This is a genomic window from Microbacterium sp. bgisy207 (assembly GCF_057706855.1).
Genome location: NZ_JBYIPB010000001.1, coordinates 185,580 through 209,635, shown reverse-complemented (window position 1 = coordinate 209,635; position 24,056 = coordinate 185,580). Strand labels below are relative to the sequence as shown.

22 protein-coding genes are annotated in these 24,056 nt (G+C 69.4%); 14 read left to right on the top strand and 8 right to left on the bottom strand.

From position 1 onward, the window contains the following. Position 1 precedes the first annotated feature (1 nt). A complete protein-coding gene (locus tag AC3ENO_RS00975) occupies positions 2–700 on the bottom strand; it encodes an HAD family hydrolase (RefSeq protein ID WP_434968760.1) in 699 nt (232 codons plus the stop codon). Positions 701–839: 139 nt separating this feature from the next. On the opposite strand from AC3ENO_RS00975, the gene AC3ENO_RS00970 reads away from it, so the two are divergent. Next, positions 840–1,499 carry an amino acid deaminase gene (locus AC3ENO_RS00970; RefSeq protein WP_434968759.1) on the top strand — a complete coding sequence of 220 codons (660 nt, stop codon included), beginning with the start codon at positions 840–842 and terminating at the stop codon, positions 1,497–1,499. Here AC3ENO_RS00970 and AC3ENO_RS00965 read toward each other — a convergent pair. Next, positions 1,486–3,204: a long-chain-fatty-acid--CoA ligase gene (locus AC3ENO_RS00965; protein WP_434968758.1), complete on the bottom strand. Its 1,719-nt coding sequence runs from the start codon at positions 3,202–3,204 to the stop codon at positions 1,486–1,488. The genes AC3ENO_RS00970 and AC3ENO_RS00965 overlap by 14 nt on opposite strands. Before the next feature lie 120 nt (positions 3,205–3,324). Then, positions 3,325–3,777: a VOC family protein gene (locus AC3ENO_RS00960; RefSeq protein ID WP_434968757.1), complete on the bottom strand. Its 453-nt coding sequence runs from the start codon at positions 3,775–3,777 to the stop codon at positions 3,325–3,327. Between the two features lie 100 nt (positions 3,778–3,877). Here AC3ENO_RS00960 and AC3ENO_RS00955 point away from each other — a divergent pair, with 100 nt between their 5' ends. Next, on the top strand, positions 3,878–4,891 hold the full coding sequence (locus tag AC3ENO_RS00955) for a helix-turn-helix transcriptional regulator (protein WP_434968756.1): 1,014 nt from the start codon (positions 3,878–3,880) through the stop codon (positions 4,889–4,891). A 64-nt stretch (positions 4,892–4,955) separates the two neighbouring features. Here AC3ENO_RS00955 and AC3ENO_RS00950 read toward each other — a convergent pair whose 3' ends face one another. Genes AC3ENO_RS00950 through AC3ENO_RS00930 form a run of 5 tightly spaced genes read right to left on the bottom strand, consistent with a single transcriptional unit; the run spans position 4,956 to position 11,321 of the window. Then, positions 4,956–6,980 (bottom strand): acetoacetate--CoA ligase, encoded by a 2,025-nt coding sequence (locus AC3ENO_RS00950; RefSeq protein ID WP_434968755.1) that lies wholly within the window; start codon positions 6,978–6,980, stop codon positions 4,956–4,958. Further along, positions 6,977–7,876: an HAD-IIA family hydrolase gene (locus tag AC3ENO_RS00945; protein ID WP_434968754.1), complete on the bottom strand. Its 900-nt coding sequence runs from the start codon at positions 7,874–7,876 to the stop codon at positions 6,977–6,979. The genes AC3ENO_RS00950 and AC3ENO_RS00945 overlap by 4 nt, the downstream gene beginning before the upstream one ends. Then, entirely contained in the window at positions 7,873–9,438 is a 1,566-nt protein-coding gene (locus tag AC3ENO_RS00940) for a pyruvate/oxaloacetate carboxyltransferase (protein WP_434968753.1), read from the bottom strand. Before AC3ENO_RS00940 ends, AC3ENO_RS00945 begins: the two co-directional genes overlap by 4 nt. Then, a complete protein-coding gene (locus tag AC3ENO_RS00935) occupies positions 9,435–10,802 on the bottom strand; it encodes an ATP-binding protein (RefSeq protein ID WP_434968752.1) in 1,368 nt (455 codons plus the stop codon). The genes AC3ENO_RS00940 and AC3ENO_RS00935 overlap by 4 nt, the downstream gene beginning before the upstream one ends. Positions 10,803–10,805: 3 nt before the next feature. Next, positions 10,806–11,321 carry an acetyl-CoA carboxylase biotin carboxyl carrier protein gene (locus tag AC3ENO_RS00930; protein WP_434968751.1) on the bottom strand — a complete coding sequence of 172 codons (516 nt, stop codon included), beginning with the start codon at positions 11,319–11,321 and terminating at the stop codon, positions 10,806–10,808. A gap of 161 nt (positions 11,322–11,482) precedes the next feature. Between AC3ENO_RS00930 and AC3ENO_RS00925 the strand changes: the two genes are divergently transcribed. The 12 genes from AC3ENO_RS00925 (at position 11,483) to AC3ENO_RS00870 (ending at position 23,981) form a co-directional block, all read left to right on the top strand. Beyond that, positions 11,483–13,165: a phytoene desaturase family protein gene (locus AC3ENO_RS00925; protein WP_434968750.1), complete on the top strand. Its 1,683-nt coding sequence runs from the start codon at positions 11,483–11,485 to the stop codon at positions 13,163–13,165. Positions 13,166–13,184: 19 nt separating this feature from the next. Then, entirely contained in the window at positions 13,185–14,030 is an 846-nt protein-coding gene (locus AC3ENO_RS00920; RefSeq protein WP_434968749.1) for an IclR family transcriptional regulator, read from the top strand. 32 nt (positions 14,031–14,062) lie between these two features. Continuing rightward, positions 14,063–15,298, top strand: coding sequence for a cytochrome P450 (locus AC3ENO_RS00915; protein WP_434968748.1), 1,236 nt, complete (start codon positions 14,063–14,065; stop codon positions 15,296–15,298). 5 nt (positions 15,299–15,303) lie between these two features. Continuing rightward, entirely contained in the window at positions 15,304–16,401 is a 1,098-nt protein-coding gene (locus tag AC3ENO_RS00910; RefSeq protein WP_434968747.1) for a PEP/pyruvate-binding domain-containing protein, read from the top strand. An 82-nt stretch (positions 16,402–16,483) separates the two neighbouring features. Further along, positions 16,484–18,313 carry a PEP-utilizing enzyme gene (locus AC3ENO_RS00905; RefSeq protein WP_434968746.1) on the top strand — a complete coding sequence of 610 codons (1,830 nt, stop codon included), beginning with the start codon at positions 16,484–16,486 and terminating at the stop codon, positions 18,311–18,313. Positions 18,314–18,332: 19 nt separating this feature from the next. Next, on the top strand, positions 18,333–19,043 hold the full coding sequence (locus AC3ENO_RS00900; RefSeq protein WP_434968745.1) for an HD domain-containing protein: 711 nt from the start codon (positions 18,333–18,335) through the stop codon (positions 19,041–19,043). Continuing rightward, positions 19,040–19,792, top strand: a complete 753-nt coding sequence (locus AC3ENO_RS00895; protein WP_434968744.1) for an SDR family NAD(P)-dependent oxidoreductase — start codon at positions 19,040–19,042, stop codon at positions 19,790–19,792. Before AC3ENO_RS00900 ends, AC3ENO_RS00895 begins: the two co-directional genes overlap by 4 nt. A 12-nt stretch (positions 19,793–19,804) precedes the next feature. After that, on the top strand, positions 19,805–20,128 hold the full coding sequence (locus tag AC3ENO_RS00890; RefSeq protein WP_434968743.1) for a 2Fe-2S iron-sulfur cluster-binding protein: 324 nt from the start codon (positions 19,805–19,807) through the stop codon (positions 20,126–20,128). Continuing rightward, positions 20,128–21,420 (top strand): NAD(P)/FAD-dependent oxidoreductase, encoded by a 1,293-nt coding sequence (locus AC3ENO_RS00885; protein ID WP_434968742.1) that lies wholly within the window; start codon positions 20,128–20,130, stop codon positions 21,418–21,420. The genes AC3ENO_RS00890 and AC3ENO_RS00885 overlap by 1 nt, the downstream gene beginning before the upstream one ends. Then, positions 21,417–22,073: an HD domain-containing protein gene (locus tag AC3ENO_RS00880; RefSeq protein WP_434968741.1), complete on the top strand. Its 657-nt coding sequence runs from the start codon at positions 21,417–21,419 to the stop codon at positions 22,071–22,073. The genes AC3ENO_RS00885 and AC3ENO_RS00880 overlap by 4 nt, the downstream gene beginning before the upstream one ends. Before the next feature lie 16 nt (positions 22,074–22,089). Next, positions 22,090–23,607: an aldehyde dehydrogenase family protein gene (locus tag AC3ENO_RS00875; protein ID WP_434968740.1), complete on the top strand. Its 1,518-nt coding sequence runs from the start codon at positions 22,090–22,092 to the stop codon at positions 23,605–23,607. Next, positions 23,607–23,981: an HtaA domain-containing protein gene (locus tag AC3ENO_RS00870; RefSeq protein WP_434968739.1), complete on the top strand. Its 375-nt coding sequence runs from the start codon at positions 23,607–23,609 to the stop codon at positions 23,979–23,981. Before AC3ENO_RS00875 ends, AC3ENO_RS00870 begins: the two co-directional genes overlap by 1 nt. Positions 23,982–24,056: the final 75 nt, after the last annotated feature.

The window sequence follows — 24,056 nt, the reverse complement described above, 5'->3', positions numbered from 1 at the left end:
GTCAGAAGTGCCTTTCGAGTGGGATGGTGCGGGAGGACCCGGATGCCGCGGATGCGGCCCAGGCTTCGATATCGGGGTAGAGGTCGTGGAGTGTGGCCCCGCGCATCGTCACGGGGGCAGTGGCGCGCGACGCCGTCGCGCCGACGAGCGCGGTGTCAGCGCCGAGGTCCATGGCAGGCGCCAGATCGAGGTCGACGATGTCGCCGACCGAGAGCACGGGGCCCGTCTCGAGGGCGTGAGCGAGGATCGGCCGCAGCCCGTCGGGCTTGCCGACGGCGAAGTGCAGCGCATCGAAGGCCTCAGAAACCCCCCAGGTGGACAGGAGGGGAAGGATGCTGTCGCTGGGCGCGTTCGTCGCCAACAGGATCTGCGCATGACGCGTGATCCGCGTCAGGAACGGGGCGAGACCCGTGGGAGCCGCCACGGGCGCGTCAGCCGACCCCAGCAGGGCGCGCGACGCGAAGTAGGACTCGCTGAGGACGCTCGCGTCGATTCCTGCGTCCTCCGCGAGCGAGCCGACGACGTCATATCCGTCGCGGTAATCCGCGTTGCCGGCCTCGAAGGCCGCAAGCGCGATCAGCGCTCGGTCAAGGAAGCCGGGGTCTCCCGCGAGGCGGGCCGTAGCCCGGGCGAAGGCGACGATCGGCCCCGTACCGAGGGCGAGAGTACCGTCGAAGTCGAACACGATTGTCGCTGTCACAGATCTGCTTTCCCGCCCGCAACGATTGGGACGTTGCGTCCATGGTTGCATCATCATGTGGACGTTTCGGCCATGAGAAGGTGAACAGCTCGTGAAATCCGGGGCGGTGCGCCCCCCGCTGGCCGTCTACGCTGGGGGCGTGCCGGAGATCCTGGAGGCCGCGTCCGCGCTCGCGATCCACGACCCGGGCGCCGCTCTCGATTCGGAGCCCTGGCTCGGTGAAGCGATCGACGCCGACGCAGCGGCCGGCCGGTTCGTCGTGTGGGGCCGATCCACCGTGATCGACGAGAACACCCGCGAGCCGGTGCTGAGCCGTGAACTGTTCGCGGCACTGCATGAACGTGCGCGCCTGGACGCACAGTGGCCCGTCGGCAACGCCGGACTCCTCCACGTCTACGGCTATCTCCTGTCGCCGGTCATGACGCCGTTCGGACGCAAGCACGAACGGTGGACGAGAGGCGAGCTCGCGGCCCTGTGCGGCCTTCCTTCGAGCAGCTTCATCCCCTGGGCGAGTCGACGCACTCTGCTCGAACGAGTCACGGCAGCCGGACAGGCGGTTCTGGATCGACACCTGTGCCGGATGCAGGATCTGGGCGACGTGATCGCCCACATCGCCCTGACCCGCACGCACGGTGCGGCGGCGCTGGCCTACGCGCTGCAGACGCCGACGACGGGCCGGCGCATCGTGACGATGTTCCCGGTAGCGGATGCGGCGGCGATTCTCGCCGACATCGACTCCACGGCGCAGCGGCCACGCTGGAACGCCATCCTCCCGGGGGCGGGACTCACGCAGACATGAGGTTCTCGCGCACCACGCGGCGCAGCACCTTGCCGATCTGCGAGCGCGGCAGATCGGGTACCTCGACGATGCGCTTGGGCACCTTGTACGCGGCCAGGTGCGGCCGCACGAAGTCACGTAGCGCGGTCGAATCGAAGTGAGCTCCGTCGCGCATCGTGACGGCGGCGACGACATCCTCGCCCCCCGACGACCGCGGCAGCCCCACGACCGCGGCCGAATCGACATCCGGATGCAGCGTGAGGACCTGCTCGACCTCGCTCGGGCTGACGTTGAAGCCGCCCGTGATGATGAGCTCCTTGACCCGGTCGATGACCGTGACGAAGCCGTCTTCCGAGACCGTCACGATATCGCCGGTGCGCAGCCACCCGCCCTCCAGCAGCGTCGCCGCCGTCTCGTCGGGGCGCTGCCAGTAGCCCTGGAAGACCTGCGGTCCGCGGATGAGCAGCTCCCCGGCTTCGCCGATGGCGCGATCGGTTCGCGGGTCCTCGGGATCGACGACACGGATTTCCGTGCTGGGGAACGGCACGCCGACGGTGCCGGGGCGACGGGTGGGCCCGATGGGGTTGCCGAGGGCGACCGGCGAGGATTCCGTCATCCCGTACCCCTCGACCAGGAGCCCGTCGCTGGCCTCCTCCCACCGGGTCACGGTGCGAATCGGCAGGCTCATCGCACCCGAGATCGCAAATCGGATGCTGCGCAGATCGATCCGGCGATGAGCGGCAGCCCGCGCAAGGGCGTCGTAGATCGGCGGAACGGCAGGCAGGAAGGTGGGCGGCGACGACTTCGCGGCAGCGATGACCGAGTCGACGTCGAACCGCGGGAACAGCACGATACGCGCCCCGATCGAGATCGCGAACGTCAGGCACAACGTCAGCCCGTACGCGTGGAACAGCGGCAGCACCGCATAGAACGTCTCGGCGCCCTCCTTCAGCCCCGGCACCCACGCCCGGCCCTGCGCGGCGTTCGATCGCAGGTTTCGGTGGCTCAGGATCGCCGCCTTGGGCATGCCGGTTGTCCCGCTGGTCAGCTGCAGCAGTGCCGTGTCATCAAGGCCCGGGGTGGCGACCTTCGCCGGCAACGGGCGGGAACCGGCGAGGCTCTTCCATGCGACAAGCCTCTTGGCGGTCGGAGCGGCCGTCATCGCTTCGCGGGTCTTGCGCGCCGCGGGCAAGGGCAGCCGGAGGGCCAGACGCTTCACGAACGGCAGGGCGTCAGGCATCCGGACCGGCACGATCGCCTTGGGTCTGATGTCCGAGGGCATCTCGGCGATGGTGTCGGCCACCTTGTCCCACACGATCGCGGCGACCGCGCCGTGCACCTCGAACTGGTGGCGCAGCTCGCGCGCCGTGTAGAGCGGGTTGTGCTCGACCACGATCGCACCCAGCCGCAGGACGGCATAGAAGGCCACCACGTGCTGCGGACAGTTCGGCAGCACGAGCGCGACCCGGTCGCCGGGTTTCACGCCCTGCCTGCGCAGACCGTTCGCGACCCGTTCGACCTGCTCGCCGAGTTCCTTGTAGGTCGTCGTCGCCCCGAAGAACTCGAGCGCGACAGCATCGCCGTAGCGGGCGACGGATGCCGTGAGCAGGTCGACGAGCGTCTGATCGACGGGGTCGATCTCGGCGGGCACGCCGTCGGCATACGCGGCCAGCCACGGGCGGTGGGCCAGCGGGGATGAATCCTGGGCGTGCGTCTGGCTGCTCATCGTCTCGTTCCTCGGTCGGCTACGCGGCGCCAGTTTACGGTCCCCGCCCCCGTGCCGGGGCCGCGGCGGGGCCGTCCGCCGCGGCGCGGGCCCGGTGAGCCCACGCCGCGACGACGGGACTCATGCGGTGACGCTGGCACTCCAGGTGACCCCGAATCGGTCAGTGAGCATGCCGAAGCCGGCGCTCCACGCCGACGCGGCCAGCGGCTCGACGATGACGGCGTCCACCGCCAGCGCGTCCCAGTATCCCTGGAGCTCGTCGAAGCTGTCGGACCCGATCGAGACGAACAGGGCCTGGTCGGTGAGGGTGGTGTTGTTTTCGCGGCGGGTCGAGCCGCCGCCGGCGATCGAGCCCTCGGTCTGGCCGGGGATGTCATAGCCCATCACCCGGAAGCCGTTCTCTGCCGTTAGCAGACCGAACACCACCTTCTCGGCGCCCGGCAGCTCGGCCGGCATGCCGAAGTCGGCGTACGTGTTGATCACGGCGTTGCCGCCGAAGACGGACTGGTAGAACTCCAGCGCCTGGCGCGCATCGCCACGGAAGTTCAGGTGCGGGGTCGTCTGAATGGTCATGTCTTCTCCTTGATGAGAGTCGGCCCGATCGGCTCGACACCTCCACGCTCGCACCCGTATAGGTCAACTTCTGTCCTATATGGGATCTAGGGTCGTTGACATGGAGACGACATCGCGGCTGCTCGCCCTGCTGTCGTTGCTGCAGAACCGCCGGGACTGGCCCGGGTCGGTCTTGGCGGCGCGCCTCGATGTCAGCGACCGCACCGTGCGCCGATACATCGACCGTCTTCGCGAGCTGGGATATCGCGTCCAGGCAACCAAGGGCCCGGATGGTGGATACCGCCTCGACGCGGGCAGCGAGCTGCCCCCGCTTCTGCTCGATGACGATCAGGCACTCGCGGTCGCCCTCGCCCTGAGAACGGCACCAGCCATGGGCGCGGGCATAGCCGAGGCGGCGGTCCGCGCCCTCGGCACCATCCGCCAGATGATGCCCTCGCACCTGCGCCACCGCCTCGACGCCCTCGAGGTCACCACTGTCGCCCGGCCCGGCGAGGCGGCGCCCACCGACATCCCGCTGGAGACCCTGGTCACGATCGCCCATGCCATCCGCGACCGGGAGACACTGCGCTTCGACTACTCGGCCTCGGGCGACACCGGCACCGGCCCGGGCGGCGGAACCCCCCAGGACTCCCGTCCGGCCCGGCGCGTGGAACCGCACCACCTCGTCTCCTCGCACGGACGCTGGTACCTCCTCGGCTGGGACCTCGATCGCGACGATTGGCGCCTCTACCGGGCCGACCGCATGCGCCCGCGTATCCCGCTGGGCCCGCGTTTCGCGCCGCGCACGGTTCCCGGGGGCGATGTCGAGGACCTCGTCGCAGCCCGCTTCAAGGGGGCCGACGTCAACGCCTGGCCGTGCCGCGGTAGCGTCATCGTGCACCTCCCCGCCCGCGAGGTCCTCCCCTTCGCCGGCGACGCAACGGTCACGGCCATCGATGAGCACACCTGCAGCCTCGAGGCGGGATCCTGGTCATGGGGAGCGCTGGCGGCGTGGTTCGGGAGGTTCGAGGCGCAGCTGGAGGTCGTCGGTCCGGCCGAGCTCACCGCGGCCTTCGCGACGCTCGCCGACCGCTACGCGTCGGCACACAGGACCGGGCCAACCGACGCCGACTGACCCCGCGCGAACACGCAGCATCCGTAGGCGACAGCTCGGCCGCGGCGCACCGGACCCGGCCGGACTACCGCTCCGGAAGCAGACCGTGCGCGCGGGCGAAGGCCGCGAACTCCTCAAGAGCGTGCGGGTCGTCCAGGGACGACAGCGCGGCCAGCTCCACCGGATCGCTTCCCTGCATCACGCGCTTGACCGGCACCTCGAGCTTCTTCCCGGTCTTCGTGCGCGGGATGGCGGAGACGACGGCAATGTGATCGGGCACGTGCCGGGGGGTCAGCGCCGAACGCAGAGCGGCGTTGATGCGGCGAACGCGCTGCTCGTGGTCCCACCCGCTGCGCACCGCGGACTCGCCGGGCCGGTTCCCCGCTCCCGGGGCGGGGACGACGAACAGCACGAGCACGCCGGGTCCGCCATCCGCGTCCTCCAGATGGACGACGAGACTGTCGGCCACATCGGGAAGCTCCTCGACGACCCGGTAGAACTCCGAGGTCCCCAGGCGCACGCCGCCCCGGTTGAGGGTCGCATCCGACCGTCCGGCGATGACGCAGCTGCCGCCGGGCCCGAATCGCACCCAGTCGCCATGGCGCCAGATCCCGGGATACATGTCGAAGTAGGCCTCGCGGAACCTGCTGCCGTCCGCATCGCCCCAGAAGCCCAGGGGCATCGAGGGCATCGGGCGACGGATGACGAGCTCGCCGAGTTCGTCCACCACGGCTGCGCCGTCGGCGTCGAACGCTGCGGCATCCACCCCCAGGGACGCACCGCTGATCTCGCCCAGCCACACGTCGTGCAACGGCGAGCCCTGCACGATCGCCGAACAGACGTCGGTGCCGCCGCTTCCCACGTTGAGCACGACGTCGTCACCGAACTGGTCGTGGATCCACACGAAGCCCTCCGCCGTCAGCGGGCTGCCGGCGACCCCGACCTGCCGCACCGACGACAGGTCGTGGGTCGCCGTGGGAGTGAGCCCGGCAGCGCGCGAGGCGGTCACGAATCCGGGGCTGAGACCCAGGAGGCTTGCCCTGGTCCGATCGGCCAGACGCCACTGGGCATCGAGGTCCGGATAGAGCGGGTTTCCCTCGATCAGGACCGCCGCGGCACCGTGCAGCAGCGTGGAGACGAGGGTGTTCCACATCCTCCACGCCGTCGTCGTGAACCACAGCAGCCGATCCCCGGCCCGCAGATCCCAGTGCAGTCCGAGCGTCTTGAGGTGCTCGAGCAGGATGCCGCCGTGGCCGTGCACGATGGGCTTCGGGGCCCCCGTCGTGCCGGACGAGAACAGGACGAAGAGGGGATGCGCGAACGGCACCGGGGTGAAGGTCAGCGGCTCCTCGGTCGGCGCAGCAACCTCTGCCCACGCCACGTCGGCCTCGACGTCGAACTCACCATAGGGGACCCCGATCACGTGCCGCACGGTGGGAAGCCCGGCGCGCAGGGCCGCGACATCCTCGGTCTTGTCGACCGGCTTGTCGCCGAACCGGTATCCGCCGGTGACGAGCAGGATGTCGGGATCGAGCTGTCCGAACCGGTCGAGCACCGCGCGCGCGCCGAACTCCGGGGCGCAGCTGGCCCAGATGGCTCCGAGGCTCACCGCCGCCAGGAACGCGACGACCGTCTCGGGGATGTTCGGCAGGTAGGCGACGACCCGGTCGCCGGGCCCGACCCCGAGCCGGCGAAGCCCCGCCCGCGCCCGACGCACCTGCTCGGCGAGCTCGCCGAAGGTCAGCGCGATCTCCCCCCGGGTCTGCGAGGTGGCGAAGATCGCGAGACTGCCCGGATCATGGCGGAGGCAGTGCTCGGCGTAGTTGAGCTCGGCGCCCTCGAACCACGAGACCCCGGGCATCGCCTGTCCTGACAGCACCGCACGCGGTGCGGCGTGCGCGCGCACCTCGAAGAAGTCCCAGACGCTCTGCCAGAACGCCTCCAGCTCCCGCACCGACCAGGCGTGCAGGGTCGCGGTATCGGCGAACGAGAGACCGCGCTCGCGCTCCAGCCACCGCAGGAACTGCGCCATCACCGATGCATCGCGCACGACCGCCGCCGGACGATACAGCACCTCGTGCGCCGCCCCGCCGTGCGCCGGCACCGTCATCGCTCCGACCCGGAGGAGACCGGCATCCGCAGCCCGTCCGCATCGGCGAGCAGGGCCGCCAGCTCTGTCATCGAGGCCACGACCAGGTCGGGCATGTCGGATGCCGGGGTGTCGGCGAGCTTCTCGGGAGTCGTGATGCCCGTGAGCACGATGCCCGCGACCGCGCCGCCGCGACGGGCCATGCCGCTTTCGAGATAGACGTCGTCACCGAGCACCAGCGTGTGCTCGGGAGTGGTTCCCAGTGCCCAGCAGACCGTCTCGAGGGCGAACGGCGAGGGCTTGCCGAGCACGGTCCACGGCCGACCGGTCACGTGCGAGAGCCCCGCCACGATGAAGCCCGAGACGCCGACGTTGAGGCGATCCCTGCTCGCGAACGCGGGGGCGTCCGAGGTGCAGTACAGCGCGGCGCCGGCCAGGATCGCCTCGGCGGCGAACTGCAGCTTCGGCTTGGTGAACTCCGTGTCCCAACCGACGAGGATCGCTGCGGCACCGGTGGCCGCGCCCGAGGCGTGCTCGGCGGGATCGATGACGTTCACCCCGTGGTCACGCAGGACGGGGATCACCCCGTCGCCGCCGTACGCGAGCACAGGCTGGTCGCCGTAGCGCTCCCGCAGTGCGCGGGCTGCCGCGACCGAGGGCGTGAGCACCTCGGCGTCGGCGACATCCAGGCCGAGCCCTCGCAGGTGGGCGGCGATGTCTTCGGGGGCCTGGGCGGTGCCGTTGGTGAACACGCAGACCGCACGGCCCGACGCGCGCACCTGGTCGATCAGTTCCGCCGCGCCGGGCAAGGCGGTTCCCCCTTGGCCGGCGGGACCGTCAGAGATGACGAGGCATCCGTCGACATCGAACATGACGCCGTCGACGGCGGCGAGCCGGGGAAGGATGTGGGACGTCATCGGTCCTCCTCAGCGGGGCGATCGAGGGCGATGCGCGTGCCGCCGACGTCGATGCGCAGCGAGCGCCAGCGGGGCAGGGCGTTCGCGGCTGCCACGAAGGACGTGAGATCGGTGGGCGGGGGCACCGACGGTGTCGGTGACCAGCGCGGCGCGGGGCCGGCGCCATACATCGCGGCCAACTGGTCGTGCGGCAGCACGATCGCCAGCAGCAGGTCCTCATCCGACAGCGCCCGTCCGAGCCGCTCGGAGTGCATCCGGCGCAGCTCCTCCAGCGACGGCTCGGGCACGGGGCGATCCAGTTCCGCGGCGCGCGGCAGATCACGGACCCGCTCCTCGATATCGGGGTCGATCGCCCCCTCCGGCACGCCGAAGTGCCCCAGCACGAACCGCACGACCTCATCGGGGATGCGGCTGTACCGCGGCTGCCCGCTCTCGACGGCGAGCACGTTCATGAGCGCCTGGCTGCCGACGAACTGGCTGAACGGCGTCACCATGATGGGGTACCCCAACTCGGCGCGCACGCGCACGCACTCCTCGAGCACCTGCGGCAGGCGGTCGGCCATCCCGATCTCGCCGAGCTGGCGCGTCAGCGTCCCCATCATCCCGCCGGGCACCTGGTGCACGTGCGCGCCCAGATCGAACTCGGTCGGCGCGCCCGCCGCGAGCCCCTGAGAGCGAGCGATCGCCCACAGCGTCTCTGCGGCGCGTGCCGCGGCATCCCGGTCGATGTCCACGGGGATCCCGACGGCGTCGAGATTGGTCAGGAGGTGCTCGAGACTCGGCTGGGCGGTGCCGTTGGAAAGGGGACCCAGTCCGGTGTGGAGAACATCGACATCCAGGGCGGCGGCGGTCACGTAGAGCTGGGATGCCGCCCCGGTGGTCGTGTGACTGTGCAGTTCCAGCGGCTTGCGCACAGCGCCCCGCAGGAGCGGGACGAGATCGCGGACCCGCTCCACCGTCAGCAGCCCTCCGGGGTCCTTGAGGTAGACGCGGTCGATCGCGGGTTCGGCCTCGTAAGCGGCGGCGTTGGCCAGGTACCTCTCGTCGGTGTGCACGGGGCTCTCGGTGAAGACGACTCCGGCGACGATCTGCGTGAAGCCCTCCTCCTTCGCCCAGCGGGCCACCCGGATGGTGGCATCCCGGTCGTTCATCGGCTCGGCGATCTGCAGGCGACGCACCCCGTGGGTGGCGAGCATCCGCAGCGCGAGGCGCATGACCGGCTCGCTGGCCTTCTCCCACGACATGAAGCGCATCCCGGTCGTGATCGCCGACAGCAGGGCGCCGGGCGCCGCGGCGCTGACACGGTCGAGCCGCTCCCAGGGATTCTCCTGATGGAACTTCACCCCGACCGACAGGTGCGTGGAGCTGGTGAAATCGATGGCAGCGAGGTTCATCTGTCCCAGATCGACCGCCGCCGCCTCCGCCATCCCGGTCGTGATCCCGGTCGCGCCCCACAGGCTCTGGTTTCCGTCCCGCAGCGAGGTGTCGACGATGCGCACGGGTCCCCGGGTGCGACGGCCCCCGAGGGGCGACAGGTGGGCGGCGCGCGAGTGCTCCGTCATCGGGTGTCCTCCCTCATGCGTTCCCATTCCCGGGTGAACCAGGTCGTCGGCACGGGGCCGGCCCGGAAGTCCTTGTGCGCGAGGACCGCCTCGAGCATCGGCAGCGTGGTCGTGAGCCCCTCCACCCGGGTGCCGCGGACCGCCGCGAGGGCCGCCTCGACGGCCGCGGCGCGATCGTGGGCGCGGACGATGAGCTTGGCGGCGAGGCTGTCGTAGTAGGGCGGGAAGTCGAATCCGGACTCGATCTGCGTGTCGATGCGGATGCCGGGGCCGCGGGGCCACCGCACGTGGGTGACCCGACCCGCGTTCGGCCGGAAGTCTGCGGCCGGGTCCTCGGCGTTGATGCGCAGCTCGATCGCCGCCGCAGGCGGTACGGCGGGCGGCACCGGCAGACCGGTGGGCAGGCCGAGGGCCAGCAGCAACTGCGCGGCGACCAGGTCGACCCCGAAGGCCTCCTCCGTCACGGGATGCTCGACCTGGATGCGGGCATTGACCTCGAGGAAGACCACATCGTCGCTGAGCGTGTCGACGAGGAACTCGACGGTGCCGGCGCCGCGGTAGCGCAGGGCTGCCACCAGCGCCCGGGAGGCATCGTGCAGGATGCGGCGACGTTCCACCGAGATCCCGGGGGCCGGGCACTCCTCGATGAGCTTCTGGTGGCGCCGCTGCACCGAGCAATCGCGATCACCGAAGATCAGCGCGCCGCCCTCGCCGTCGCCGAAGACCTGCACCTCGACGTGGCGGGCCGAGCCGTAGTACCGCTCCATGTAGAGGTCCCCGTTGCCGAAGGCCGCCGCGGCTTCCTGCGCCGCCTGGGGAGCGAGCGCGACGAGTTCGGCTTCGGTGGTGGCAAGACGGATGCCGCGCCCGCCGCCGCCGTGAATGGCCTTCACCAGCAGCGGGTAGCCGATCTCGGCGCCGAGGGCCGCGACGTCGTGCACGTCGCTGATGACCCTGCCCTGGGCGACGGGTACACCGGCCGCCACTGCCACAGCCCGCGCGCTGCCCTTGTCGCCGACCGCGCGGAGGGTCTCGGGGCGGGGCCCGGCGAAGGCGATCCCCTCCTCCTCGAGCAGCTCGCACAGGCGCGGCTGCTCACTGAGGAAGCCGTACCCCGGATGCACGACATCCGCGCCGGCGTTGACGGCGGCCTGGGCGATCAGTTCGGGGTTGAGGTAGCTCTGCGCCGACGGTGCAGGACCGATCACGAGGACCCGATCGGCCGCGCGCGCGGCGAGCGAGTCCGTGTCGGCGGCGCTGGCGGCCAGGACCGCCTCGGCGCCGATCCGCTGCGCCGCGGCCACGACGCGCGCCGCGATCTCGCCCCGGTTGGCGACGAGGACGACGGGTCGGTCAGCACTCACCGGTCACGCCTCGAACCGTGCGAGGACCTGACCGAACTGCACCTGCGCGCCGTCTTCCGCCTCGAAGGCCGCGATCGTGCCGGCGGCACCTGCCACGACGGGGTTCATGAGCTTCATGATCTCGATGATCCCGATCGTGGTGTCGGCCTCGACGGCGTCTCCGGGCTCGACGAAGGGCGCCGCGCCGGGAGCGGGTCGGCGGTAGAACACGCCCAGCATCGGTGCCGTGATCGCCGCTCCGACGGCGCTCTCCGTCGCGGCGGCGTCGACGACGGGGGCCGGCGCGGGCGACACGGGCGCGGGCGACGCGGGGGCAGGAGACGCGGGGGCAGGGGACGCGGCCATGGCGGGCGCCGGGGCGGCTGTGACGGATGGCGCAACCGGCGCATCGATGGGCCCGGTGCGCGAGAGCCGCACCGACACCTCGCCCCACGTGATCGCGACCTCGTCGTAGTGACCGCCGTCCATAGCGGTGACGAGGTCGAGCAGCTGCTGCCAGCTCAGGGGTTCCTGGGCCACGTCGCCCTCCTTCTGGTTGAGGCACCATCGTGCGGGGACCCCATGGCAGGGGCAACAGCCGTTCTCATATGATGAGAAGGGCCGTGGTCACGGCACACGCGGTCGGTTTACGTTGATCGCCCTACCAGGGACGAACCAGATCGCGACTTCGAGGATGAAACGTGACCGATCACTTTGACGCCGTCATCATTGGCGGCGGACACCATGCAACGATCATCGCGCCGTACCTGGCGCGGGCGGGCCTGAGCGTCGCCGTCTTCGAGGCGCGCTCGCACCTCGGCGGCGGCGCACAGAGCATGCCCGGGCCCACGGCGGGGGTGACGCAGAACCCCTGTGCGCACTGGACGCGCTTTTACGGGCATCCGGCCTATAAGGACTTCGGACTCGGCGATCTCGGCCTGAGCTACGTCTTCCCCGAAGGCAACGAAGCCATGGTGTTCGACGACGGCTCCGTCTTCATCGGCTACTCCGCAGCCCGCGTGGTCGACGAGTCCGGCCGCGCAGAACCGTGGGATGAGGGCGTCGCCCGCACCGAGGCCAACATCCGCGCCTTCAGCAGCCGGGATGCCGACACGTACCTGCGGGTGCACGAGGCCTACTCCGCGCATATCAAAGGCGCATTCGGTCGGCAGCGGTTCACTCCGCCGCCACCGTGGGGGACCCCCGACCCGCTCGAAGCCTTGATCGACGTGCCCGGGTCGCTCATCGAACCCGTGCACCAGTTCATGACGATGCGTCAGCTCGCCTACGACATGTTCGAGTCCGACGAGTTGCGCACGCTGTTCATGCGCGCGGGGGTCACCTCCACGGGGTGCTACCCGGATGACGTTCCTGGCCTGCAGGGGTTCATCCATAACCTCGCGCTCGTGCTTTCGCTCGAACCCGCGGCGATCGCGATCGGGGGAACGGGGGCGATCACCGCGGCTCTGGTCAGGGCCGGCAGGATGCGCGGGGTGCAGTACGTCACCGGTGCGCGCGTCGATGAGATCGTGCAGGAAAACGGCAGGGCGACCGGCATCCGACTCGCCGACGGCTCGTTCGTCGGGGCGGACATCGTCGTCTCGGACCTGGGCCTACCCCAGACCGTGCTCCAGCTCATGCGCCACGGAGAGGTGGCCGAGCGGATCCGTCACCGCCTCCGCAACGTCGTGTACGACCGGGGCCAGCTCGTGTGGGCCAACGTCGTCACCCACGAGGCTCCGGACTACGCGGGCACCACCGGCGTCGCCGAGGCCGGTGCGCAGCCCCGCCTGTACTGGGGTCCGAAGGATCCCGACTGGTTCGCGACCCGCTATCAGGCACACATCTTCTCGGAGGGCATCTCGCCCAGGATGCTGATGCTCTCGAGCACGGATTCGCAGTGGGACACCACCCGGGCGCCGAAGGGCCAGCACATCACGGGCATCGAGGAGTTCACAGCCCCGATCCGGTTCTTCGACGATGACGGCTGGGCCCGCCTCGAGAAGGAGTTCGACGCGCGCATCCGCGCCCAGTGGCCGACGTACGCGAAGAACATGACCGCCGACAACATCGCCGCGATCGAGTGGTTCCTTCCGCCTCGCGTGCGCTCCACACACCCGGACATGATCGAGGGCGGCTACGTCGAGGGAGCGCATCTGGCCAGCCAGCTGGGACGCTTCCGCCCGATCCCCGAACTCGCGGGCTATCGCACGATCCTGCCGAACCTGTACAACTGCTCGTCCAACGTCCACTCCGGCTCCGGTATCGGCCGCGGCAGCTCGCTCAATGCCTGGCACCAGATCGCCGAGGATCTCGGCATCGACCCGCACGCGGAGATCCGCAAGCCCGACCCCGAGCTCGTCGAGGTGCCGGCAGCGACGTGAGCGCGATGGAGGAGCCAGGATGACGGACGCCGAGGACAAACACGGACCCCACGGCGTGATCGACCGCGTCCTGGCCGTCCTCGCCGCCTTCGAAGGGACCACGGGTTCCCTCACCGTGGCCGGCATCGCCCAGCGGGCGGGGCTGCCCGTCTCGACGACGTACCGGATCGTGGCGTCACTGGAGGGCTGGGGAGCGCTGCGCAAGGGCTCCGACGGGCGATATCAGATCGGTTTCCGGCTGTGGTCGCTGGGCCAGCAGGCCGGACGACGATTGCGTGACCGAGCTCATCCGTTCCTGCAGGACCTCTTCGACCTGACTCACGAGAACGTTCATCTCGCGATTCGTGACGGGCTGTACTCGCTGTATATCGACAAGGTCTACAACTCACGCAAGCTGCCGATCGTGTCACGGATCGGGGGCCGGCTGCCCCTGCACGCCACGGCGGTCGGGCGTGTGCTCCTGGCCGCACAACCCGACTGGTTCGTCGACGCCTACCTCGCCCGCGAGCTCGAGAGCCCCACCCCGAGCACGGTGACCGACCCCGGGGAACTGGCCGAGATCATCCACACGGTCCGGCGGGAGGGTCTGTCGGTCACGTACGAGCAGATGCGGCTCGGCGCGATCTCGCTGGCAGCCCCCATCGTGTACGAGGAAGAGACCGTGGCCTCGGTCGCCCTGGTGTTCGACATCAGCCAGGCAGGCGAGATCGAGCGCCTCCGCCCCGCGGTCAAGGGCACCGCTGACAAGATCAGCCGTGCGATGCGCGGAGGAAGCGCCGGCGCCGTGATGCGACGCATCGCTCCCCAGGCCGCATCTTTCTCAGGCGGTGAGAAAACCCGGTTGCACGCCGTCGATCCTCGTTGAAGAGTCGAGGCACTCGTTCGAGGAGGAACAGCATGAGCAGGACCGCACCGACTGCGGCACGGGACTACCACGGGTTCGAACCGTTCAAGCTCACCGATCCGTTCGGGTCGTGGAAGGCGCTCCGCGAGGAGGCACCTGTCTTCTACGACGATCGGATCGGCTACTGGGTCGTGTCCCGCTACGAGGACGTCAAGGGCGTCTTCGACGACTGGGAGACGTTCTCGTCGGCCAATGCGCAGCAGCCCATCCGACCGCTCGGCGAAGCGGCCAAGAAGGTGCTCGCCGACGGCGACTTCACCGCCTACTCGGGGCTCTCCGCGCGCGTCCCTCCGGAGCACACACGCATTCGAGCGATCGCGACCAAAGCCTTCACTCCGCGCCGCTACAAGGTGCTCGAGCCCTTCATCCGCGACAACGTCAACGTGCTGATCGATCGGATGGTCGCGAAGGGCGAGCCCGGCGACATCCTCACCGACATCGCCTGGGATCTGCCCACGATCACGATCTTCACCCTCATCGGCGTGCCGGTCGACATGATCGAGACGGTCAAGGCGTGGGCAAGCTCTCGCACGGCGATCACCTGGAGCGACCTCACCGACGAGGAGCAGGTTCCCCACGCCGAGAACCTCGTGGCGTACTGGCGCTTCTGCCGCCAGCTCGTGGCCGACGCGAAGACCTCCCCCGGCGACAACCTCGTGTCCGATATGGTCCGCTTCCAGGCCGAGGGCGACGAGATCAGCGATCACGAGATCGCCTCCTTCCTCTACAGCCTCCTTTTCGCCGGTCATGAGACGACGACGACCCTGATCTCGAACACCGTCCGCGAACTGCTCGCGAACGACGAGTTCGCCCGCATCGGTGAGGACCCCTCCCTTATCCCCGGGGCGATCGACGAGGTGCTGCGGGTGAGCGGCAGCATCATCGCCTGGCGCCGTCACGCCGAGAAGGAGGGGCAGATCGCCGGCGTCACGATCCCCGCCGGCGCCAAAGTCCTGCTGCTGATGGGCGCCGCCAACCGTGACCCCGCGGTCTTCCCCGACCCCGACACGTTCGACATCACACGCAGCAATGCCCGTTCGCATCTGTCGTTCGGCTACGGCATCCACTACTGCATCGGCAACATGCTGGGCAAGCTGCAGACGAAGATCGCCGTCGAGGAGATCGCCCGCCGCCTTCCGAACCTCCGCCTCGTACCGGACGTGCAGATCACGTTCGGCGACAACCTGTCCTTCCGCGTTCCCGACGCTGTCCCCGTCCTTTGGAGCTGATCGCCGTGAGTCCCGCCCTCCCCCAGATCTACACCTTCGCGTTCGACTCCGGCGAGCAGCCCTCGATCGGGCGTCTCGGCGGCAAGTGCAACAGCCTGGCCATCATGACCTCCGCCGGCATGCCCGTGCCGCCCGGGTTCGCCGTGACCACCGATGCCTTCGACAAGGTCATGGACGGCACCGGCCTGCGTCAGCGCATCCTCGAGATCCTCGCGGATCTCAACGTTCACGACGTCGCCGACGTGGCAGAGGTCGAACGCCGCGCCGAGCACGTGCGCGAGCTCATCCTCACGCAGGAGATCCCGGATGACGTCCGCGAAGAGGTCGTAAGTGCCTACCGGGCACTCATGGAGCACTGCGGCGGCGAGGTCGCCGTCGCTGTGCGCTCCAGCGCGACAGCCGAAGACCTCCCCGATGCGAGCTTCGCCGGACAGCAGGACACCTACCTATGGATCGTGGGTGAACACAACGTCATGCACAAGATCCGCGAGTGCTGGGCAAGCCTCTACACGGCTCGCGCGATCACCTACCGCCTGAGCAACAGCATCCCCGACGAGGGCCTGTCGATGGCTGTGGCCGTCCAGAAGATGGTCAACTCGCGCTCGTCCGGCGTCGCGATGACCCTCGACCCGCAGACCGGCGATCGCACCAAGATCGTCGTGGAATCCAGCTGGGGACTCGGCGAAATGGTCGTCTCGGGCGAGGTCACCCCCGACAACTTCCTCCTCGACAAGGTCATGATGACCGTGGTCACCCGCGCGATCAGCCACAAGGGCGAGGAACTCGTCCCCAACGGCCGCGGCGGAATCGTGCGCCGGGCCGTGGCGGAGGACCGGGCCGGTGCCCCGAGTCTGAGCGATGACGAATTGATGGCCGTCGCGCGCCTGGCCAAGGCCGCCGAGAAGCACTACGGCCGGCCGCAGGACATCGAGTGGGCGATCGACGCCGACCTTCCGGCCGGCGGCAATGTCCTGCTGCTTCAGGCCCGCCCCGAGACGATCTGGTCGCCGAAGTCGACGACCAACACGATCACGATCACGTCGAAGGGTTCCGGGATCGCGGCCATCGCCACCTCGATGCTCTCGAGTCTCGGCATCCGCTGACCCGGCGTACTGCTCCACCGCCCACACCACCCGAGACGACGTCGCTCGCCGAGCACGTCGCGGACGTATCGAAGGAGATGCAATGTCCGACACCGCAACCACGTCCAAGTCCTTCCCCTCCCCGTATGAACTCACCGCGCCAGCGGGGTCGGAGGGCTGGGAGTCGCTGTACCCCTATAACCTCGTCTTCCGCGAGGAGCTGCGTGAGAAGGAAGACAGCCGCTTCTGGTTCTGCGACAGTCAGCACTGGCCGAACGTGTTCAAGCCGTTCGAGGTGACCGCGGTCGAGTTCGCCAGCCGCAACCTCGGCGCGTACAACACCCGGCATTACCTGGTCCCGCCGGCCAACGGCATCGACTACCGCATCCACAACGGTTACACCTACTTCAGCCCCGTACCGGTGCCGCCCGAGCAGATCGCCGATCGTGTGCCGCACTTCCTGGCCCGCGCCGGCCACTACTTCCAGAACTGGGAGTCGCTGCTGGAGAACTGGCACACCAAGGTGACCGACAACATCAGGGAGCTCGAGGCGATCGAGTTCACGCCGCTGCCCGAGATGGTGCCGATGGAGACGATCACCGACGGCGTCGGCTATGACCCCTCGGTGGACCTGTTTGAGGCATACGACAAGCTCCTCGCGCTGGCCTATCGCAACTGGGAGCACCACATGGAGTTCCTGAACCTCGGATACGTCGCCTACCTCGACCTGTTCCAGTTCTGCAAGGAGGCCTTCCCCGGCATCCCCGACCTGGCGATCGCGAAGATGGTCGCCGGCGTCGACTCGGTGCTGTTCCGTCCCGACGACGAGCTCAAGAAGCTGTCGGAGCTCGCCGTCGAGCTGGGCGTGCAGGATGCCTTCGCCCAGGGCGACGGCAATGCCGAGGCGACGCTTGCCCTCCTGCGCGAGACCGCCGGCGGTCAGGAGTGGATCCAGGCATGGGAAGCCGCGCAGGACCCGTGGTTCAACTACACGTCGGGGAACGGCTTCTACGGCGACGACAAGTACTGGCGCGACGACCTGGACATCCCGATGGGCTACATCCGCGACTACGTCGAACGGGTGGCGGCAGGCGAGACGCTCGGCCGGCCCAAGGAGGAGCTGCTCGCCGAGCGCGACCGGATCGCCGAGGAGTACGCCTCCGTGCTCGACGACGAGGCCCGCGCCACGTTCGAGGGCAAGCTGGGCCTTGCCCGCACCGTCTACCCGTACGTGGAAGACCACAACTTCTACATCGAGCACTGGACGATGGGCGTGTTCTGGCGCAAGGTCCGCCAGTTGTCGAACCTGCTGCACGAGCAGGGTTTCTGGCCGCAGCCCAACGATCTGCTCTACCTCAGCCGCGACGAGGTGCGCCCCGTGCTGTTCGACTATGCCAGCGCGTGGGCGGTGGGTACGGAACCGATCGGCCCGACCTACTGGCCTGCCGAGATCGAACGCCGTCGCGCCATCGTCGCCGCGCTCGAGAAGGAACGCCCGCAGCCGGCGTTCAACACGCCGCCCGCCCAGATCAGCGAGCCCTTCACCGTCATGCTGTGGGGTATCACCACCGAGCAGGTGCAGCAGTGGCTGGGAACCGACGACGCCGAAGAAGGCGTCCTGACCGGCATGGCTGCCTCCGGCGGCGTCGTCGAGGGTCGCGCCAGGGTGATCACGAACGCGTCGCAGCTGGGCGAACTCGAGCAGGGTGAGATCCTCGTCGCCCCGGTCACGGCCCCCAGTTGGGGACCGGTGTTCGGCAAGATCGCGGCGACCGTCACCGACATCGGCGGCATGATGAGCCACGCCGCGATCGTCTGCCGCGAGTACGGCGTCCCCGCCGTCACCGGTACCGGCAAGGCGTCGACCACCATCACCACCGGCACCCGCCTGCGGGTGGACGGCAACCAGGGCAAGGTCACGATCCTCGACTGAGGGTCAGGAGGCGAACACCATGACGCGTACATCCCGCTCCCCCGTCAATCTGCTCGGACGAGACGTCTCCGCGCACATCCCGTCGCGCGACGCCACCAAGGGCATGTTCGAGATGAGGGAGCGGGATGACGCCGTCTGGAACGCCGCACTCCCCTTCCTTCGCACCCGCGACAACGACGCCCACACGCTCGTGTCGTATGGGATCGCCCGGGCGTTGTGCGAGATGATCCCGGATGCCGACCCCGATGTGGTCCTGCCGGCGATCATCCTGCACGACACCGGGTGGTCCACTGTCGATGAAGTCGTTGCGTTCAACGCGATCGCCCCCGACCGGGACGGCAGCCTGCACCACATCGTCATCCAGCACGAGAAGGAAGGCGCTCGCATCGCCCGCGAGGTGCTCGGGGGCCTCGGGCACGCGCCGGCGGTGATCGAGGAGGTCGTCGCGATCATCGACGGGCACGACACCCGGCTCACCGCGATCAGTCTCAACGACTCGGTCGTGAAGGATGCCGACAAGGTCTGGCGGGTCTCCCCGCACGGCATCGACGTCGCCGTCCCGCGATTCGGCCTGACCCGTGAGGAGTCGGCGATCCTCAACGCCTCCCGCGCGGTCGATGACCTCTTCACCCCCGAAGCCAAAGCCATGTCACGCGCATTCCTCGCGTGGGAATGCATGACCGAGAGCCCGCAGTGGACCCAGACGACCCCCCGGGAGCTGGACGCATGAGCACCACCCACGCCGACCGCACTGTCGTGGTCACGGGCGCCGCGGCAGGCCTCGGCCGCGCGTTCGCCCTCGGATTCGCGGAGCGCGGCGCGAACGTCGTCATCGCCGACGTCAACGAGCCGGGCGCCGCCGAGACGGCCGAGCTCGTGCGGGCGCGGGGCGTCGGGGCGCTCGCGGTGCGCACGGACGTCACCGACCGCGCCTCGACGGACGCGCTCATGGATGCCGCTGTCGACCGGTTCGGCAGCATCCATGCCCTCGTCAACAATGCCGCGATCTACGCGACCATCCATCGCGCCCCGTTCGCCGAGATCGATCCCGACGAGTGGGACAGGGTCATGGCGGTCAACGTCAAGGGCACGTGGCTGTGCTCGGCATCCGCCGTCTCGCGCATGAGCGAGGGCGGCGCGATCGTCAACATCGCCTCGGCGACGGTCTTCAGCGGCTCCCCGCAGTGGATGCACTACGTCGCCTCCAAGGGCGCCGTGATCGGGATGACCCGGACGCTGGCCCGCGAGGTCGGCGGGCTCGGGATCACCGCGAACGTCATCGCGCCCGGCTTCACCCTCACCGAGGCGTCCCTGGCTCAGATCGAGGATGCCGAGACCTACGGTGTCGCGGCGCGAGCGATCAAACGGGCCAGCGTTCCCGAGGACATCGTCGGCACCGCCCTCTTCCTGACCTCCCCCGACGCCGCCTACATCACCGGGCAGACGATCGTCGTCGACGGCGGCAAGCAGTTCATCTGACAAGGAGCACCCGTGAGCACTGTGGTCTACATCGCCGACGACGGCACCGAAACGACGATCCAGGGACGCCCCGGCGACTCGGTCATGGAGACCGCCGTCCGCAACGGCGTGAAGGGGATCGTCGGCGAGTGCGGCGGAAGCCTCTCCTGCGCGACCTGTCACGTCTTCGTCGAACCCGAGACCTTCGCGCTCGTCGGCGGGCCCGCGGGTCCCCTCGAGGACGACATGCTCGACGGCACCGCGGTCGAGCGCGAGGAGACCTCGCGGCTGTCGTGCCAGATCACGCTGCAGGAAGGCGTCGAGTACCGCGTCCGCACCCCGAAGGCGCAGATCTGATGGGCACCACGCTCATCGTCGGCGCCTCGCAGGCCGGTGTCCAGATCGCGGCGACCCTGCGCGAACTCGGCGACACCGACCCGATCGTGCTGGTCGGCGAGGAGCCGCATCGTCCGTATCAGCGACCACCGCTGTCGAAGAAATGGCTCAAGAGCGAGCTCGTCCCGGGCGACGTGATTCTGCGCACCCGCGAGTGGTACGACGCGCAGGGCGTCGAACTCATCAGCGGTGACCGGGTCGTCACGGTGCACCGCGATCTGGATGGCAGCGGGATCGCCACGACCCAGGGCGGCCGGAGCCTGGGCTTCGACCGTCTGGCCCTTGCCACTGGATCCTCGGTGCGGCGCCTGACGATACCCGGGACCGACTTCCACGGGGTGCACTACCTGCGCGACGCCGACGACGCCCTCGCCCTCGAAGCAGCGCTCCATGACCCCGCGCACCGGCGCATCGTGGTCATCGGCGGCGGCTTCATCGGCCTCGAGATCGCCGCCGTGGCCCGCAGCATGGACAAGGAAGTCACCGTCCTCGAGGCAGCGCCGCGCCTGATCGGGCGTGTCGTGTCCGAAGAGACCAGCGCGTTCTACCTCGCCGCGCACCGGCGCCGCGGGACCAGGGTCGTTCTCGGCGCCTCGCTCACGCGCATCGTCGGCGGGGTAGCGGATGCCGCCGGCCGACGCTCTCGCGTCGTGGCCGTCGAGTTCGCCGACGGCACCAGGATCCCCGCCGACCTCGTCGTGATCGGGATCGGGGTCATCGCCCGCACGGAACTCGCCGTCCAGCTCGGCCTCGAGGTCGACCGGGGAGTGGTCGTCGACGAGCACGCCCTCGCCTCGGACGGCCGCACCGTGGCCGCCGGCGACTGCACGGTCATGCCCAACCCCTACGCACTCGGGATCCCGGGCCCGACCCGCATCGAGAGCGTCAACAACGCCCTCGAACAGGCCAAGATTGCTGCCGCGAGCCTGCTCGGGGAGCGCCCGACGTACCGGTCGGTGCCCTGGTTCTGGTCGGACCAGGCAGACCTGAAGCTGCAGATCGCGGGACTGAGCACCGGATACGACAGGGTCGTGGTGCGAGGCCGCCCCGAGGATGAGCGCTTCGCGGTGCTCTACTACCGGGACGGGCGGCTGATCGCGGCGGACTGCGTCAACCAGCCGGCCGAGTTCCTCGCGATCCGGGGGGCACTCGGCAAGGGGCACACCATCGCGCCGGAGGCGGCAGCCGACCTGTCCACACCCCTGAAGCAGTCGATCACCGAACCGCTGGTGGCACAACGGGAGGCCTCATGACCCAGTATGTGAACACGTTCGACTCGGTGCAGACCGTCGGAAACGGGCAGACGCCGCGGCGCAGCTACACCGATCTCGACGACCTGTGGCGCGCGGCCGAGCCCTACATGCGGGCGCGACGCAATGACGTCCACATCCCGCTCTCGTTCTACTTCGCCGAGCTGCTGCTGGATGACTATCCCGACGCCGATGAGCTCGTGACCCGGGTCGCGATCCTGCTGCACGACACGGGGTGGGCGCGGGTCGACGCGGACAAGACGATCGCCGAAGGGTTCCGGTCCGAGAACTGGCGCACCTCCGACGCCCGCATCCAGCACGAGATCGAGGGCTGCAACATCGCCCGGGAACTGCTGCCGGGACTCGGCTTCGACGACGCGTTCATCACGCAGGTCACCGACATCATCGACGGGCACGACACCCGGCTGGACCACCACTCGCTCGAGGACGCGATCGTGCGCGACGCCGACCGGCTCTGGCGGTTCACGCCGACCGGAACCGCGTTCTCTGCCGAGTGGTTCGGGGTCACGCCGCGGGAGATCGTCGCGAACCTCGAGGCTGTCGTGCTCGACGAGCTCATCACCGCCTCGGGCAGGCGCATGGCCGAGGCCGAGATGGGACGCACGATCGAGCTGCTCAAGATCGACCTGCTGTGACCAAGGAGCATTGACGATGTCCGACGCACTGCGGGAAGCATCCGCAACGCCGATGATGGCGAGCCACCGCGCCGCGGCGCTGACCCTCCCCTACCGGTACGTGGACGATGTGTTCGTCGGCGGCCACTACCGCCGGTCCGATGCGAGCGACGGCGTCGAGGAGGTGGTGGACCCGGCGACCGGGGAGATCTGGGCGTCGGTGCCGAAGGCGTCGGAGCAGGATGTCGACCGCGCTGTCGCTGCCGCACGGGCGGCGTTCCCCGCGTGGGCTGCCGTGTCGCCGAGCGAGCGCGCCGAACGGATGCGCCGCTGGGCCGACGCGCTCGAGCGCCGCGCCGGGCCACTGTCAGTGACCAGCACCCTCGAGAACGGTTCGCCGATCTCCGAGACGGCGGGAGCTGCCGCCAACGCGGCGGGCATCATCCGCTATTTCGCGGAGCTCGCGCCCCTCCTCGAGCAGGACGACATCCGCATCGCCCCTCTCGACCCCACACAGGCCACGACAGTGCGTCGCGACCCGGTCGGCGTGTGCGCGCTGATCGCCCCGTGGAACTTCCCCATCAACCTCGTCGTGATCAAGCTCGCGCCCGCGCTGATCGCCGGCTGCACCGTCGTCATCAAGCCCGCGTCGCCCACTCCGCTGTCGATCCGCTTCGTGCTCGATGCCGCCGTGGAAGCGGGCATCCCCGACGGCGTCATCAACCTCGTCACGGGGGACGGTCAGGTCGGCGATCGCCTGGTGCGGCATCCGGATGTCGACAAGGTCGCGTTCACCGGCTCCACCCCGGTCGGCCGCCGCATCGCCGCTGCCTGCGGTGAACTCCTGCGCCCCGTCACCCTCGAGCTCGGCGGCAAGTCGGCGGCGCTGGTGCTGCCGGATGCCGACCTCGATCACCTTCGGCGGGTGCTGATCCGCTCGTGCATGCGCAACACGGGGCAGACCTGCTACATCTCGACGCGCCTCATCGTCACGCCCGAGCGCTACGACGAGGTCGTGGAGGCCGTCGCCACGACAATCCGCGAAGCGGTCCAGGGCGATCCGCTCGACGGCGCCACGGTGTTCGGCCCGTCCGCGACGCGGGCTCAGCGCGACATCGTGCGCGGCTACATCCGCAGCGGCATCGCCGAGGGCGCCCGTCCGGTAACGGGAGGAGACGTCGACCCGGCGATCGCCGAGGGGTTCTTCGTCACCCCCACCGTGTTCGCCGACGTCGCCCCCGACATGCGCATCGCCCGAGAGGAGATCTTCGGGCCTGTGCTCTCGATCATCCCGGCGCGGGACATCGACGACGCCGTGGCGATCGCGAACGCCACGCCGTTCGGGCTCGGCGGCATCGTCTTCGGCGCCGATGAGGACCGCGCCTTCGAGGTCGCGCGGCGCATCGACACGGGGTCGATCGGCGTGAACTTTTTCGCCTCCAACCACGCCGCCCCCTTCAGCGGTCGCCACGACTCGGGCCTCGGGGTCGAGTACGGCATCGAGGGCCTGCACGCCTACCTCACCTACCAGTCCGTGCACCGGCGGGTGCGCTGATGACCGGCGCGCTGCGCTGGGGCGTCAAACAGAGCCTGCACGACTATGTGCGCTCCTCGGAGGGAACGATCGAGGCCGGCGACGGGGCGCGGCTGGACGGGGATGACGTCGTCTTCCCCGCAGACGGTTCACTCGAGGGAGCGTTCACCGGCTTCGTCCGGTTTGTCGCCCACGGCGGGCTGATGGACTGGCTCATCGCGCAACCACGGCTGGACGAGAACGGGACCCGCCTGACGCTCGCGGGCCGCCGGGGAGCCCGGGTGCCGTTCGCAACGATCGGCGAGGAGGGCGTGCGACTGACCGTGGACGGCTCACTCCTGCTCGGGAGCTTCTACCCGCCGGGCACCGCCCTGGCGCCGCTGCGGGTCGAGTGAAGACAGTCACAGAAAGATAACGGCAAGGTCTTCCCTTCCGTTACCTCACCGTTATAGAGTGCTTGCACGGTAGTT